General features: G+C 71.5%; 12 protein-coding genes. 4 read left to right on the plus strand and 8 right to left on the minus strand.

What is annotated here, in order from left to right:
* Window positions 1–185: 185 nt before the first annotated feature.
* Window positions 186–3371 (minus strand): S8 family peptidase, encoded by a 3186-nt coding sequence (locus tag ACIQID_RS08560; protein WP_400283816.1) that lies wholly within the window; start codon window positions 3369–3371, stop codon window positions 186–188.
* 175 nt (window positions 3372–3546) lie between these two features.
* Between ACIQID_RS08560 and ACIQID_RS08565 the strand changes: the two genes are divergently transcribed.
* The 4 genes from ACIQID_RS08565 (at window position 3547) to ACIQID_RS08580 (ending at window position 7544) form a co-directional block, all read left to right on the plus strand.
* The gene (locus tag ACIQID_RS08565) at window positions 3547–4092 is read left to right on the plus strand and encodes an ECF transporter S component (RefSeq protein WP_060923064.1); all 546 of its coding nucleotides are present in this window, start codon (window positions 3547–3549) and stop codon (window positions 4090–4092) included.
* An 82-nt stretch (window positions 4093–4174) separates the two neighbouring features.
* Complete coding sequence (locus ACIQID_RS08570) at window positions 4175–5842, plus strand: ABC transporter ATP-binding protein (protein WP_400283819.1); 1668 nt, start codon at window positions 4175–4177, stop codon at window positions 5840–5842.
* Window positions 5839–6657, plus strand: coding sequence for an energy-coupling factor transporter transmembrane component T (locus tag ACIQID_RS08575; protein WP_400283822.1), 819 nt, complete (start codon window positions 5839–5841; stop codon window positions 6655–6657). The genes ACIQID_RS08570 and ACIQID_RS08575 overlap by 4 nt, the downstream gene beginning before the upstream one ends.
* Window positions 6658–6668: 11 nt before the next feature.
* Window positions 6669–7544, plus strand: coding sequence for a siderophore-interacting protein (locus tag ACIQID_RS08580; protein WP_400283825.1), 876 nt, complete (start codon window positions 6669–6671; stop codon window positions 7542–7544).
* Window positions 7545–7565: 21 nt separating this feature from the next.
* Here the strand turns inward: ACIQID_RS08580 and ACIQID_RS08585 are convergent, their stop codons facing one another.
* The 7 genes from ACIQID_RS08585 to ACIQID_RS08615 are packed head-to-tail and all read right to left on the minus strand — an operon-like array spanning window position 7566 to window position 14703.
* Window positions 7566–8501 carry a carbohydrate ABC transporter permease gene (locus ACIQID_RS08585; RefSeq protein WP_312673910.1) on the minus strand — a complete coding sequence of 312 codons (936 nt, stop codon included), beginning with the start codon at window positions 8499–8501 and terminating at the stop codon, window positions 7566–7568.
* Between the two features lie 2 nt (window positions 8502–8503).
* Window positions 8504–9409 carry a carbohydrate ABC transporter permease gene (locus ACIQID_RS08590; protein ID WP_400283828.1) on the minus strand — a complete coding sequence of 302 codons (906 nt, stop codon included), beginning with the start codon at window positions 9407–9409 and terminating at the stop codon, window positions 8504–8506.
* A gap of 29 nt (window positions 9410–9438) precedes the next feature.
* Window positions 9439–10764 (minus strand): extracellular solute-binding protein, encoded by a 1326-nt coding sequence (locus tag ACIQID_RS08595; protein WP_312673913.1) that lies wholly within the window; start codon window positions 10762–10764, stop codon window positions 9439–9441.
* Between the two features lie 43 nt (window positions 10765–10807).
* Window positions 10808–11182 carry a cupin domain-containing protein gene (locus ACIQID_RS08600; protein WP_400283831.1) on the minus strand — a complete coding sequence of 125 codons (375 nt, stop codon included), beginning with the start codon at window positions 11180–11182 and terminating at the stop codon, window positions 10808–10810.
* Window positions 11179–12069 (minus strand): 3-hydroxy-5-phosphonooxypentane-2,4-dione thiolase, encoded by an 891-nt coding sequence (gene lsrF / locus ACIQID_RS08605; RefSeq protein WP_400283834.1) that lies wholly within the window; start codon window positions 12067–12069, stop codon window positions 11179–11181. The genes ACIQID_RS08600 and lsrF overlap by 4 nt, the downstream gene beginning before the upstream one ends.
* Window positions 12070–12091: 22 nt before the next feature.
* A complete protein-coding gene (locus tag ACIQID_RS08610) occupies window positions 12092–13696 on the minus strand; it encodes an FGGY family carbohydrate kinase (RefSeq protein WP_400283837.1) in 1605 nt (534 codons plus the stop codon).
* Entirely contained in the window at window positions 13684–14703 is a 1020-nt protein-coding gene (locus ACIQID_RS08615) for an NAD(P)-dependent oxidoreductase (protein WP_400283840.1), read from the minus strand. The genes ACIQID_RS08610 and ACIQID_RS08615 overlap by 13 nt, the downstream gene beginning before the upstream one ends.
* Window positions 14704–14724: the final 21 nt, after the last annotated feature.

A 14724-nucleotide genomic window follows, 5' to 3' on the forward strand; every position in this document is an offset into this window, starting at 1 on the left:
CTCCTCTGGGGGCGCATCATTGCGTCTCCCCACGGTAGGGAGTGCGTGCCGCTGTCGCCTCCGGATCCGGGGACGCTGCGACGAGCGGCGGCGGCCGTGCGACGAACGGATGCCCGGATGCGACGGCACGGCCGCACGAGGGATTCCTCGTGCGGCCGTGCCGTGGTCGTGTAGACGATCCCGGATCACCCGGGGGCGTCGGTCTCCGGGGGCGCGGTCGGCTCCGGGGTCGGCTCCGGCGCGGGAGTCGGCTCCGGGGTCGGCGTCGGCTCGGGAGTCGGCGACGGCTTCGGCGCGGGGGTCGGCGTCGGCGCGGCGTCCGCGGGCGTCGTGACCGTGACCACCGTGCGCACGGCCGAGTCGCCGTACTGGACGAGTCCGAGGTAGCGGGTCCCGGCGGTCAGACCGGTCCAGCTCAGCTCATAGCTCGTCTTCTCCCCGCGGACCGCGGCGATCGGGTTCGGCGTCGCGGTGAACGAGCCCTCCCCGTCCGGGAGCACGGAGGCGTGGGTCATGTCCCACGTCATCGGCCCGGTGGTCGCGTATACGTTCGCCACGACGAGGTAGGTGCCCGCGGTCGGTGCGGGGATCGTCACATGCTCGTCGGCCGAGCCCGTCGCCGACTGCCAGCGCTCGTAGTAGCGCAGGTCGTCGGGGCTCACGACCCGGTAGACGGTGAGGTCGAGATCGCTGCCCTCGTCGTCGGACGAGTCGAGGTCGAACCGCGAGAGGGTGGCGCCCTCCGGCACGTCGACGATCCAGGACACGTCCTTGTTCGCGTCGCCCGAGTTCTCGTTCCCGGAGTGCCCCTCGACCGGGTTGTCCGGGTCGCTGAGCAGCTGGAACGGGGTCAGGCCCGAGACGCCCAGGACCAGGTCTCCGTCGACGCCGGGGGTGATGTCGACGGTCGTGCTCCCGTCGACGCCGGTGCCGGTGACCTCGGCCGGGGCATCCGCCGTGACCGGGAACACCGCGATCGGCGAGCGCACCGTGTTCTTCTTGCTCGTCCAGGTGAGCGAGCCCGTGGCCCACTGCTCCACCGGCGCGGTGGTGCTGTCGAACGTGACCGTGAAGGTCTTCGTCTGCCCCGGCTTGTCGAAGGCGAGCTGGGACGGCGTTACGGTGACGTTCACGCCGGGGACGGAGGCCTTCGCCGTGAACACGCCCTTCTCGGTCGAGGTGACCGAGCGGGTGACGGTCTGCGCGCTGGCCAGGGACCCGATCGAGATCGATGCCTGGTTCAGGTCGCTGCCGTCGATCGGATCGATGCCGGGGAAGTCCGACAGCCCCTTTTCGTCGAGGAACGCCGCCCAGTCCCTGAAGCCGTTGAGGTACAGCAGACCGGGGTTGAGGAACCGTGTCGCGTCGACCTGTCCGGCACCCTGCTCGAACGGGTTCGTGTTCTTCGAGCCGTCGGGCAGCACGGTGTCGGACGCGGTCGTCATCAGGGCCGAGCGGATCTCGCCCGGGGTCGCCCGCGGGTGCTCGCCGAGGTACAGCGCCCCGAGGCCGGCGATGTGCGGGGAGGCCATCGAGGTCCCGGAGAGGATGCCGAAGGTCGGGTCCTCACCCGGGGCGTTGTGCGTGGCGGCGAGGATCGCGACGCCCGGGGCGGCGATGTCCGGCTTGAGGACGTCGTTGCCGTCGGCGAGGACCGGTCCTCGGCTCGAGAAACCCGCGATCTGCGGAGTCGGCGTGGTCACGCCGGTGGTGTTCTCGCCGACGAGGGTGATCGGCCGATCGACACCGCCCTGCACATAGGCGAGCACGGCCGCGCGGTGCACGGCGTTCAGATGCACGGTCGGCACCGCGTGGAAGTCGTTGTCGAGGGAGTCCGCACCGCCGGGCACGTTCACCAGGACCATGCCGATGCCCCCGGCGTCCTTCACGACCTGGGACTTCTCCGCGCGGGCGTTGCCGCCGCGGTCGCAGACCACGATGTGTCCGGCGACCTTCGCCGGGTCGAGGGTGCCCGGCAGGCACAGCTGCGCATCCGCCGCACCGGGCGCCGCGGCATCCACGGCGGCGATGGAGGGTCCGGAGACGCTGTCGCCGAACGGGACGGTCACCGAGGCGCCGGCCTGCTCGAAGCCGTCGAACTGCACGGTGCCCTCCCACGTGGGGATGGTGGAGGCGGCGACGGTCGTGTACCACGGCGAGGCGTGGTCGGCGGTGACCGGATCGGGGCCGTCGTTGCCCGCGCTGGTCGCGACGAAGACACCGGCTGCCGCGGCGTTGAGGAACGCCAGGTCCTCCGGAGCCATCACGGTGCTCGCGGCGCCGCCGCCGATCGAGTAGTTGATCACGTCGACGCCGTCCGCGACGGCCTGATCGATCGCGGCGACGAGGTCGCTCAGGGCGCAGATGTCATCCGTCGTCACGGTCGTGTCCGGTCCGACGTAGCAGGCCTTGTAGGCCGCGACCTTCGCCCCCGGGGCGACGCCGGAGATCGTCCCGAAGTCGACGCCCTCGATCTCGGCGTCCACTCCGAAGTCGCCTGCGGCGGTGCTCGCGGTGTGCGAGCCGTGCCCGTCGCCGTCGCGCGGGGAGAGGTAGTCGTACTGGAAGTCGAACCCGGCGGCCTGGGCTCCCGCGAAGAAGTACTGCCCGCCGATGAGCTTCGACGAGTAGTCGCGCTCGTCCCAGTCCTGACCATCGACCATCGCGCCGCGGAACTGTCCGCCGTCGGACTTGTCGAAGTACACGTAGGTGCCGTCGGTGTAGGGCTCCGTGCCCTTGTGCCGGTTCTTCTGCTTCTTCTGCTGCTTGAGCTTCTTGCCCTCGAACGAGGGGTGCTCGGGAGCGATGCCGGTGTCGATCACGCCCACCACGACGCCCTCGCCCGCCTTCTTCACGCCACCGGTCTGCTGCCACACCCCGCCACGGCCCTTGCGGTCGTCGCCGAGGCCGAGGTAATCGGTGGAGGTCTGCGCATCGGGGTGACGGATCTCGTCGGGATACACCCCGAGGACGTCCTTCGAGGCGCGGAGCTGGTCCACCTGCTCCCCCGAGAGGTCGGCGCTGAAACCGTTGAGCACCACCTGGTAGGTCGTGTCCGGGGTGACGCCGACGTCGTTGATGAGGCTGCTCTGCTCGGACTCGAGGTGCTTGACGTAGCGCTGCGCGTCCTGCGACTGCGTCTCGAGCTGCTCGCCCTCGTCGGGCTTCGTCGCCTTGAGGCCCTTGACGTCGCCTTCGTAGCTGGCGAGGGGATCGGCCTTCATGATCACGATGTAGTGCCCGGGAGTGCCGGCGACCGGAACGGGATGCGTCACCTCCCCGGTCGCTGCGTGGCCTGCGGTTGCCGTCGATGCGATGAACAGCGTCGCCAGGGTGGTGGCTGCTGCGATCCGAAGGGGTGTTCGACCCATATCTCGCTCCTGATGATCCGATGATCCCGATGCCGCGTCGTCGCCGCACCGCGGCTCACGATAGCCCCGCTCCTCGGCGCCGGATCGAGAACTGAACGATGGTCGCATCCGATCGTGCCGATCGGTCAGGGTGGGCGGCGGCCGACTCTCCGAATGTCGCCAGTAGGCTGGAGACGTGGCCCGAACCTCCGTCCTGTCGACCAGAGTGCTGCTGATCTGCGCGGCGATCGGTGTCGCCACGGGCATCCTCGGCGGCATCGCCGGATGGGTCACTCCCCTCCTCCTGGCCAGCCCGCTGCTGTTCCTCTACGGCCTCGTGCTGGGCTCGCACGTGCTGCCGGGCATCATCGCGCAGGAGGTGCTGCGACTGCCGTTCGTGGCGCTCATCACGCACGTGTTCGCGGCGCTCATCGCGAGCGCCTTCAACCCGGCGTGGTCGCTGCGGTTCATCGGCACGGCGCTGCTCTTCGGCCTCATCCAGGAGGGGGTCGCCGCCCTCACCCGCTATCGCTCCTGGGGCGCCTGGCGGTTCTTCGTCTCGGCGGTCGTGATCGGCGTCGTCGTGGCGGTGGCGGTGTTCTTCGCGGCGAACCTCGCGGTCATGCCGCTGTGGGCTCAGCTGCTGTACCTGACGATCTCCGTGCTCGGTCCGGTGGCCTGGACGGCGATCGGACTCGCCATCGGTTCGGCGCTGCGCACCGCCGGCGTCGCGCGCCGCTGATCACACGCACCGGGCCCGCTGGCAGCACAGGTAAGGCTCAGCTAAGTTAGAGGCACACCCTCCGTCGAACCAGGGACGTGCCGTGCGCCCATCCGCACCCCTCCTCCGCGTGCGCGAGCTGACCCTCACCCACGCGGATGCCGCGCACCCGTCGCCCCGTGACGTGACCTTCGACATCGATCCCGGCGAGGTCGTGCTGCTGCTCGGCCCGTCCGGTTCCGGGAAGTCGACGCTCACGCTCGCCCTCAACGGCCTCATCCCGCACGCGCTCCCCGCGACGATGACCGGCACCGTCGAGGCCGGCGGTATCGACACCACCACGGCGCACACCGCGACGCTCAGCACGCACGTCGCCATGGTCTTCCAGGATCCGGACGCGCAGATCGTCACGGGGACGGTGTACGACGAGGTGGCGTTCGGCCCGGAGAACCTCCTGCTCCCGGTCGAGGCCGTGCGGGCCCGCGTGGAGGACGCGTTGCGGCGCGTCGGCCTGTGGGAGCGCCGCGACGACAACCCCGACCACCTGTCCGGCGGGGGGCGGCAGCGTCTCGCCATCGCCTGCGCCCTCGCGATGGGCTCTCCTCTCATCGTGCTGGACGAGCCGACCGCGAACCTCGACCCCCAGGGGATCGACGACGTGTACGCGGCGCTGACCGAGGTCGTGGCCGCCGGAGACCGGGCCATCCTCCTCGTCGAGCACAACCTCGATGCGGCGATGCGCTTCGTCACGCGCACCGTCGTGCTCGACCGCGAGGGCCGGGTGGTCTTCGACGGTCCGGCTGCCGAGACCATCCGCGCGCACGCCGACGAGCTCCTGGCGATGGGGGTCTGGCTGCCCGCCGCGACGCTCGCCGCCCTCCGCCTCCGCGACCGGGGCGTCGTCCTCGATCCGCTGCCGCTGACGCCGGAGGCGCTGGCCGCCGCGCTTCCTCCCGGCCCCGGCGCCGCGTCCTCGATGCCGGTCGGCGATCCTCGCCCCGCCGGCCCGGAGCCGATCATCCGGGCCCGCGGCCTCACCGTCGCACGGCGCCGCACCGAGATCCTGCACGGGGTCGACCTCGACATCGCCGCCGGGAGCCTCACCGCGATCGTCGGGGCGAACGGGGCGGGCAAGACGACGCTGATCCAGGCTCTCGCCGGGGTCGTGCCGCCGCCGAGGGGTCGGGTCGCCGTCGACGGCATCGACCCAGGGACGGCCTCCCCCCGGGAGCTCGCGGCGCGCATCGGCTTCGTGTTCCAGAACCCGGAGCACCAGTTCATCGCCGCCACCGTGTTCGACGAGCTCGCCCACGGTCTCCGCCTGCGCCACGTGCCGGACGACGAGGTCCGCACGCGCGTGGCGGAGATGCTGGAGCGGTTCGGGCTGTCACACAAAGCCGGGGTGCACCCGTTCCTCCTCTCCGGCGGTGAGAAGCGACGGCTCTCGGTGGGCACCGCCCTCATCAGTCGCCCCCGTGTCCTCGCCCTCGACGAGCCCACCTTCGGGCAGGACCGCGCCAGGGCGGCCGAGCTCCTGGCGCTGCTGGAGAGCCTCCGGGCGGACGGCACGACCGTGGTCATCGTCACCCACGACCTGCAGCTCGTCGCCGAGCACGCCACCGACACGGTCGTCCTCGCCGACGGGCGGGTCCGGGCCGCCGGTCCGACAGCGGAGCTGTTCGCCGATCCCGCGATCCTCCCCTCCGCGGGCTTGCGCGTCCCCGCGTTGCAGCGTGTGCTCACCGAAGCCGGGTGGGAGGTGTCGCCATGACGATGACCACGCTCGATCCGTATGCGCCGCTCACGGCCACGTCGCGGCGGCAGTTCCTCTACGGCCTCAACCCGCTGGCGAAGGTCGCCGGCTTCGCCCCCGCCATGCTGCTCCTCGTCTTCGTGCGGGATCTGGCCACCCCCGCCGCCTTCCTCGTGCTCGCCTACGCCCTCATCCTCGTCGGGGCGCGGGTGACGGGGCGCCTCCTCGCGCTGCTCCTGCTCGGCCTGCCCGTGGGCATGGTCGCGATCGGCGTCGGCTTCTCGCTGTGGGTCGACGCGGCCCTGGTCGCCGACACCACCCCCGTCGTGACGATCGGCGACTGGACCCTCTACGGCGGCGCCCTCCTCATCGGGTCCGCCACGGCGCTCCGGCTCGGATCGATCGTCGCGCTCGCGCTCGTCGGCGGCCTCACCACCAGCGGTTCCGACCTCGTGCGTGCGAGCGTGCAGCAGCTGCGCGTGCCGTACCGCATCGGCTACACGGCCCTGGCCGCCTTCCGCTTCGTGCCCCGCTTCGGCCATGAGCTCGCCGTCATCCGCGCCGCGCACCGGGTGCGCGGCTCGCACGGCGGCCGCGGTCCGTTCGCCCGGATCGCGCGGGGCTGGGGCTACATCGTCCCGTTGCTCGCGGGCGCCATCCGGCACGCGGAGCGCGTCGCCCTCGCGATGGACTCCCGGGCGTTCGGCGCGCATCCGACCCGGACCGAGCGGCACCTCGTGCCGTTCCGGACGAGGGACACCGTCTTCACCGTGGCCATGCTCGCGGCGTCGGCCGCGATCTTCGTCGTGTTCTTCCCCTGGCAGCTCCCCTGAAAGGTGCCCGCATGGCATTCAGCAAGATGGTCAAGCCGGAGACGGCCGAGCTCCTCCACCTCACGGTTCTCCGCACCGAACGACTCGCGCCGCACTGGGTGCGCGTGACCCTGGGCGGCGGCGAGATCGACCGCTTCCGCCCGATGGGCTACGACCAGTGGTTCCGGCTGTTCCTGCCGATCGGCGGCGAGGCGGGGCTCGAGCGGGTGCCGGCCAAGGCGAACCGGATGTTCGGGTATCTGAAGTTCCTCCGCATCCCCGACGGCGAACGCCCCGTGATGCGCAACTACACCGTGCGCGCCTACCGCCCGGCCACGGCCGAGACCGGCGCCGAGCTCGACGTCGACTTCGTCCTGCACGGCTCGGCGGCCGACGGCACCGCCGGTCCGGCCTCCCGATGGGCGGAGACGTGCACCCCCGGCGAGCACGTCCTCATCATCGACGAGGGCCTGACGTTCAACCCCGAGCGCGGCACCGACCGGGTGGTGCTCATCGGAGACGAGACCGCCCTCCCCGCGATCGCCGCGATCAGCGCCTCCCTGCCGGCCGACGCCGCGGGCACGGCGATCATCGAGGTCCCGTCCGCGGAGGATGCCCTGGAGTTCGCGCACCCGTCGGGGCTCGAGGTGGTGTGGATCGTGCGGCCGCACGAGGTCCCGCCCGGGGTTCTCGCCCTGGAAGCCCTCGGCAGGACGGCACTCCCCGACGCTCCGTTCCACGCGTATGCGGCCGGCGAGCAGGCCCTGGCCTCCGGCGTCCGCAAGCAGCTCGTCGGCGAGCGCGGTGTCGACAGGAACGCCGTCAGCTTCTGCGGCTACTGGAAGATCGGCGCCGCCTCCCCCGCCTCGAAGGCCGCCCGCGAGGCCGCCGCCGAGCCTCTCCCCTGAGCGGGCACAGCTTCGGAGACCTCACTTCACACTGCCCTGCGTGAGCCCGCCGACGAGCCACTTCTGCAGGAACAGCGCCAGCAGGTAGATGGGGATCAGCCCGGAAAGGCTCGCGGCGGCCATCTGCCCGAACATCACCTCCCGACCGCCCTGCATGAGCGCGATGCCCACGGGGAGCGTCTGGGAGTCCACGCTCTGGGTGAGCAGCAGCGGGATGAGGAAGTCGTTGTACGCGAGGATGAAGACGATGATCGACACCGCCACGATGCCGGGGGCCGTGAGCGGCAGGATCACCGCCCAGAGGGTGCGCAGCGGACCGCAGCCGTCGATCTGCGCGGCCTCGTCGACCTCGAACGGGATCGAGCGGAAGAACCCGTCGAGCAGCCACACCGCCACGGGCGTGAGCAGCAGGCCCTCGACGATGCCCAGCCCGATCACCGAGTCCATGAGCCCCGCGGTGCGCACCAGGACGAAGAGCGGGATGATCGCCACGATCGGCGGGGCGACGTACGCGGAGACGATCAGCCCCAGGGTCTGCTTCCCGCCGGCCCGCAACCGGGCCATCGCGTAGTTCGCCGGGATCGCCACCAGCAGCGAGACGATCACGGCTCCGACCGCCGCACCGATGGAGTTGCGGAGGTAGGTGAGGATCGGCCAGTTCTCGAACGCGGCCACCCAGTTCTCGAACGCGAGACGAGACGGGAGGATGCGCGTGGACAGGATGTCGTCCGGACTCTTGAACGACATGCTCACCATGTACAGCACGGGCAGCAGCGCGAGGGCGATCGCGACGACGATCACGACGGCCTTCACCGCCGTGACCGCGACGGACGGCCGGCCGGGTCGGGAGATGCTCGCGGTCCGACGGCGCCGCTGGCGACGGCGGGCGTCGGGGACCACCAGCGTGACGGTCGCGCTCTCGTCGACCCGATCCGTGGAGCGGAGTGTGAGCGACATGGTCAGCCCTCTCTGTGCAGCCGCTGCCGCACGGCGTTGAGCGGCAGTATGACGATGGTGACCAGCACCAGGAAGGCGATGGTCTGCGCGGCGGCGGCGCCGACGTCGAACGTCTGCAGCCCGGTCCGATAGATCTGGAAGCTGCTGACGGTGGTGTCGAAGCCCGGTCCGCCGCTGGTCATGATGAACACGAGGTCGAAGACCTTGAACGAGACGACGAGCTTGAGCAGCAGCACGGTGATGAGGCTCGGGAGCACGAGCGGGAACGTGATGCGCCAGAACGTCTGCCACACCCCGGCACCGTCGACCTGGGAGGCCTCGTACACCTCGGTCGGGAGGGTCTGCAGCGCGGCGAACACGAGCAGCACGCAGAACGGCGTCCACTGCCAGGCGTCCACCAGGATCACGGAGATCATCGCCGCCGGGCTGGAGCCGAGGAACAGGAACGGCTCGGAGCCGGGCGCGAACGACTGCCCGATGTTGTTGAGCAGTCCCCCGGTGGGGGCCAGCATGAGCTTCCAGATGACGCCGGCCATCACCGGCGGTGTCATCAGCGGCAGCAGGAGCAGCACCCGGATGACGCGGCCGCCCTTGACCGCGGCGTCCAGTGACAGGGCGACGACCAGCCCTGCCACGAGCGCGATCAGGGCGGAGGGGGTGGCGAAGAGCAGCGACCTGCCGAGGGACGGGAGGGTGACCCCGTCCCCCAGCAGTGCCGCGAAGTTGTCGAACCCGACCCATTCGGTGAACGGCCGGCCCAGCGACGACTCCGAGAAGGAGGCGGCGATGATGTAGCCGAGCGGGTAGATCGCGATGATCGCGATCGCGATGACGGCGGGCGCGAGCAGGGCGCGTCCCGTCCACGACGCGCGTCGGGCGCGGCGCCGGGAGGTGACGGGGTGCGACATGAGCGGTCCTTTCGGGTTCGACGAGGGGATCAGTCGGCCAGGGACTGCCAGGTGTCCCAGGTGTTCTGCATCGCCTGTTCGGCGGTGAGGCCGCCCTGCAGCATCAGCGCCAGGTTGTCGCTGAGCGACTGGATCATCTCCGGCGCCTGCGGCGAGGTCGGCCAGGACTGCGCGTTGGGCAGCACCTCGGCGGCGACCGCCGAGACCTCGGGGGCGAACTCGACGTATTCCGGACTCTCCAGCGTGGAGGTGCGGGTGGGGTCGACACCGGAGCCGGTCGTCGTGATGAGCTTCTCGTTCGTCTCCTTCGACGAGGCGAACGCGACGAACTGCTTCGCGAGGTCCTCGTCGCTCGCGTTCGGGCTGATACCCATCGCCCACCCCGCATTGAGCGCTCCGGAGACCTTGCCCTCGGGGCCCACCGGCAGCGGGGCGACTCCCCAGCCGTCGACGATCTTCGACTGCTCCGGGTCCTGTGCGAACACGCCCAGGTCGGTCCAGAACTCGATCATCCCGACCGACCCGGACAGGAACTGCGGCAGCGCCTGCTCGAATCCGATCTCCAGCGGGCTGGGGAGTGCCGACGGCGACGCGTCGAGCATCGACTGCGCGGCGGCCACCGCGTACTCGGTGTCGAGCTGCGGCATCTGCGGGTCGATCGGGTCGGGCGACATCGTCGCGAGCCGGTTGAAGAACGTCGACCCGATGTTGAACGCGCTCTTCGAGCCGAGCAGCGCGTTGCCGTAGACGCCGTTCGCCTTCTCGGCGTCGGTGATCTTCTTCGAGACCTCGACGTACTCGTCCCACGTGGTCGGGACCTCGACGCCGTTCCGCTCGAAGATCGCCTTGTTGTAGAAGAGCACGTGCGTGTCGCCGTCGATGGGCAGACCGTAGGTGGCGTCCTCGTACTGCGAGTACGGTCCGAAGATCGCCTCGATGAAGTCGCCGGAGTCGATGTCCTCGTCGGACTCGACCCAGTCGGTGATGTCGGCGAGCGCGCCGGCGTCGGCGAGGGCGCCGACCGACGTGTACCAGTACTGGATGACGTCGTAGTTGTTGGTGCCGGACTGCGCGTCGAGGATCGCCTTGGTCTGGATCTGGTCGTAGGGGACGACCTCGACCTCCACCTCGACGCCGGTCTCGGCCTCGAAGTCCTTCTCGAGGATGGCCCCCGCGCCCTCCTGGGGCGCGGCGATGAGGACCTTCAGGGTCTTGTCGCCTCCGTCGCCGGAGGCGCCTCCCGCGTCCCCGCCGCAGCCGGCGAGCACGAGGCCCACCGTGGATGCCACGGCGATGACGGGGAGGGCACGGCGCACGAGGCGCGCGGTCGGAGAGGGGCGTCGTTGCCTGCTCATGGTGGTGTCCTTTCGATGGTTCTTCTCGGGTGAGGGGGGAACGTCAGTCGCCGGATCGGGGGTCCGGCGTCCAGGGGTGGTCGACCTTGTCGCCGTCCACCCAGGGGGTCTTGACGAAGACCGCACGGAAGGTCTCGTCGAAGGGGTTGCGGACGAAGTGCTCCTCGTGCGGCTCGGCCCGCAGCACGTCGCCGGCGGAGACGACACGGCGCGTGTCGCGGTCCAGCCAGATCTCCGCGCGGCCCTCGATCACGACGAAGGACTCCGTGTGGTGCTCGTGGAGGTGGTTCGCGAACTCGTCCCCCGGGCGGAGCACGACGACGCCGAAGGCCGCGTCCTCCCCCTGGGCGAGGTATCCCGGACCCCAGTCGCCGAACCGCAGCTCGGCGTCGGCGGTCCGCAGCACGTCGGCGCTCATGCGGGCACCGGGGCCTCGGTCGCCGCGCGGAACAGCTCGTAGGCGTCGGCGGGGTCGAGGTCGTCGTGCACGACGGCGCGGACCGCGTCCATCATCGCGGCGGGGGCGGCGCTCTGGAAGATGTTGCGGCCCATGTCGACGCCGGCCGCCCCGGCCCGCACGGCACGGGAGGCCATGGTGAGCGCATCGAGCTCCGGGAGCTTCTTGCCGCCCGCCATGATGACCGGGACGGGGCATCCGGCCACCACGTCCTCGAAGCCCTTCTCGCAGTAGTAGGTCTTGACCAGCTGCGCGCCGAGCTCGGCGATGATGCGGGTCGCGAGTCCGAGGTAGCGGGCGTCGCGGACCAGCTCCTTGCCCACCGCGGTCACGCCGAGCACGGGGATCCCGGCCGCGTACCCCTGGTCGACGAGGGTGGTGAGGTTGCGGATGCTGCGGCTCTCGTGCTCGCCGCCGACGAAGACCTGCACGGCCACGGCATCGGCGTTGAGACGGACGGCGTCCTCCATCGCCATCGCCGTGTACTCGTCCGAGAGGTCCTTGAGGATCGAGGGGCCTCCGGAGGCGCGGAGCACGAGCCCGGCGCGCGTCGCCGGCGGAAGGGAGGTGCGCAGCGCGCCCCTCGTGCCCATCAGCGCGTCCGCCTGCGCGGCGAGCGGCGCGATGTTCAGGTCGATGCGCTCGAGTCCCGATGTCGGCCCCTGGAAGTAGCCGTGGTCGAAGGCGAGCATGACCGTGCGCCCGGTCTCGGGATCGAGGATGCGCGACAGGCGGTTCTGCATGCCCCAGTCGAGGTTGGCGGCGCCGCGGATGTTCTGCGTGAACCGGACGCCGGGCGTCCCGACGTGGAACTGCTTGGCGTCGGCGTTGCCGTCGAGGTCTGCCATGGAGGTCTCCTTCGTGTTGTCGTCAGCCGATGTGGCCGACGGGCGAGAGGCGGGGGGTGGAGGGGTCGAGGGGGCCGCGGGCCGCCCCCGGCGGGGTGAAGAGCGGCGGGAGGTCGGGGCCGGAGATCGACAGGACGTCGCGGTAGACGCGGTGCCACCGCTCGGTGACCGCGCGGTACCGCTCGTGCTCGGCGGGGTCGACCCGTTCGACCCGCTCGGCGTCGCCCATGGGCGGGAGCGTGGCGCCGACACCGGCGGCGGCCAGGCGGGCGGCACCGTACGACGTGGCCTCGGGGGCGGGGGTGACGCGCGTGTCCAGGCCGGTGACGCCGGCGATGATCCGCGGCCACAACGCGCCCGCACTCGACCCACCGGTGAACGTGACGGTGCCGTCCGCGACCGCGCGGCCCGCGGTGAGGGCGGAGAGGATCTCCAGGTGCGCGCCGGCGACGATGGCCGCGGACTCCTCGATCGCCCGGATGAATGCCCCGCGGGACGACCCGGCGGCATCGTTGATGTCGAACCCGACGAACGCGGGCGCGGCGTGGTGCCACGCGTCGGCCTGCATGACGTTCGCCATCGTGGCGACCACGCCGTTCGCACCGACGGGGACGTCGGCGGCCCACTCCTCCATGATGCGGAAGGCGGAGCGGCCGTCCGCGCGTCCGAGCGCCGCCGCGTCGGGGCACATCGCGTCCCGGAACCAGCGCATGGCGAGTCCCGACAGGAAGCCGATGCCCTCGATCATCCAGGTGCCGGGGTCGACGTGGCAGAGGGTGCGCACACGACGATCCGGGTCGACGAGGGGCTCCGCGACGACGGCCGTCGTCTGCCAGAACGTCCCGGCGACGATCGTCGGGATCCCTTCGCGTGCCGCGATGCCGTGGAGGGCGAGCTGCGTGTCCGCCCCGCCGGCGACGACAGGGGTGCCGACGGGCAGCCCCGTCGCGGCGGCGGCCGCGGGCGTCACGGTGCCGACGACCTCGCCGGCCGCGACGACCGGGGGCAGGATGCGCCGGTCGATGCCGACGAGATCCGCCAGTTCGGCGGACCATCCCCGCGCGCGGAGGTCGAAGAGGGCGGAGCTCGACCCGCAGGTCGGCTCGGTGACGAAGACGCCGGTGAGCCGGGTGGTGACCCAGTCGCTCAGCATGCCGAGGTGGCGCGCCCTGGCGAGGACGTCCGGTCGGTGACGGGCGATCCAGCGCAGCCGAGCCGGTGCCGTGATCGACACCCAGTCCCCGGCGGTGCGGTAGATCTCGTCCGCGACGCCCTCCGCCACGAGCTCGTCCGCCTCGGCGCGGGCCCGACCATCCGTGTTCGGGCAGGCCCAGATCTCCGTGCCGGCCTCGTCGAACAGCACGAAGCCCTCGCGCATGCTGGAGGCGGCCACGGCGGCGACGCGGCGGCCGTCCAGCCGCGCGACGACCTCGGCGACCGCGCCGGCGATGGCCTCCCAGCCGTTCGCGGTGTCGAAGGCCGTGCCACCCGGGTGGCCGGGGATCGCGCGGTGGGTCCACTCCCGGGCGGCGTGCGTCACGAGCCGGCCCTCGATGTCGAAGGCCAGGGCGCGTGCAGAGCCGGTCCCCGCGTCGATCGCCAGGAAGACGTCGGTCAGCGCTCCCATCGCAGGTCGCCTCCCGCCAGGAACCGCTCGACTTCCGCGGCGAGCATGTCCGCACCGCGGGCGAGCGTCTCGTGCGTCGCTCCGGCCAGGTGCGGGGTGAGGACGAGGTTCGGCTCTGCGACGAGCTCGCGCCACGGCCCGTCGGGCTCGTTGACGTCGAGGGCGACGCCCGCGAGGTGTCCGGAGCGCAGCCCGTCCAGCAGCGCATGCTCGTCGACGAGCGACTCGCGGGCGGTGTTGATGAGGAATGCGCCGCGCGGCATCCGCTCGATCTGCGCCCGTCCGATCAGGTGCCGGTTCTCGGCGGTCGCCCTGGCGTGCACGCTGACCACGTCGCTGGCGGAGAGCAGCGTGTCGAGATCGCCCACGATCGTCGCGTCGGTCACCGTCGCGGGATCGACGAAGGGGTCGTACGCCGTGATGACGGCGCCGAGGGCGCGGGCGCGGGCGGCGACCAGCCGGGCGACGTTGCCGTAGCCGATGAGCCCGAGGCGCAGCCCCTTGACCTCGCGTCCGAACCACCGGGCGCCCTCGAACGTCGACTCGGCGAGCGGACGTCCGTCCGCCACCCGCTCGTCCACGTCCCGCAGCGAGGCGGGCACGTTGCGCACCAGGGAGATGAGGAAGCCGATGGTGAGGTCCGCCACGGCGTCGGCGTTCTTGCCCGGCGTGGTCGTCACGCGGACGCCCGCTCCGCGCGCCGCGTCGAGGTCGACGTTCACGGGGCCACCCCGCGCGCAGCCGAGGAGGCGGAGGTCCGGCAGGGCCGCGATGACCTCGGCGGTGACGGGGGCGGCATGGAAGGCGACGACGTCGTACCCCGCGGCGAGCCGGGCGACCTCGGCCGGATCGCCCTCGAACTCGCGGATCGCGGCGGTGTCCCAGGTGGGCTCCGCGATCGTCATCGTGACCGCGTCGGTCCCGATCCCCCGCTCCCGGAAGGCGCGGGTGAAGACCTCGGCGGTCATGTAGCTGTCGCCGATGACGAGGATGCGGTGGTCGGTCATGCAGGGCTCCCGGAGGATCGA

This window comes from Microbacterium sp. NPDC091676, from assembly GCF_044756645.1.
GTDB classification, from domain to species: domain Bacteria; phylum Actinomycetota; class Actinomycetes; order Actinomycetales; family Microbacteriaceae; genus Microbacterium; species Microbacterium paraoxydans_D.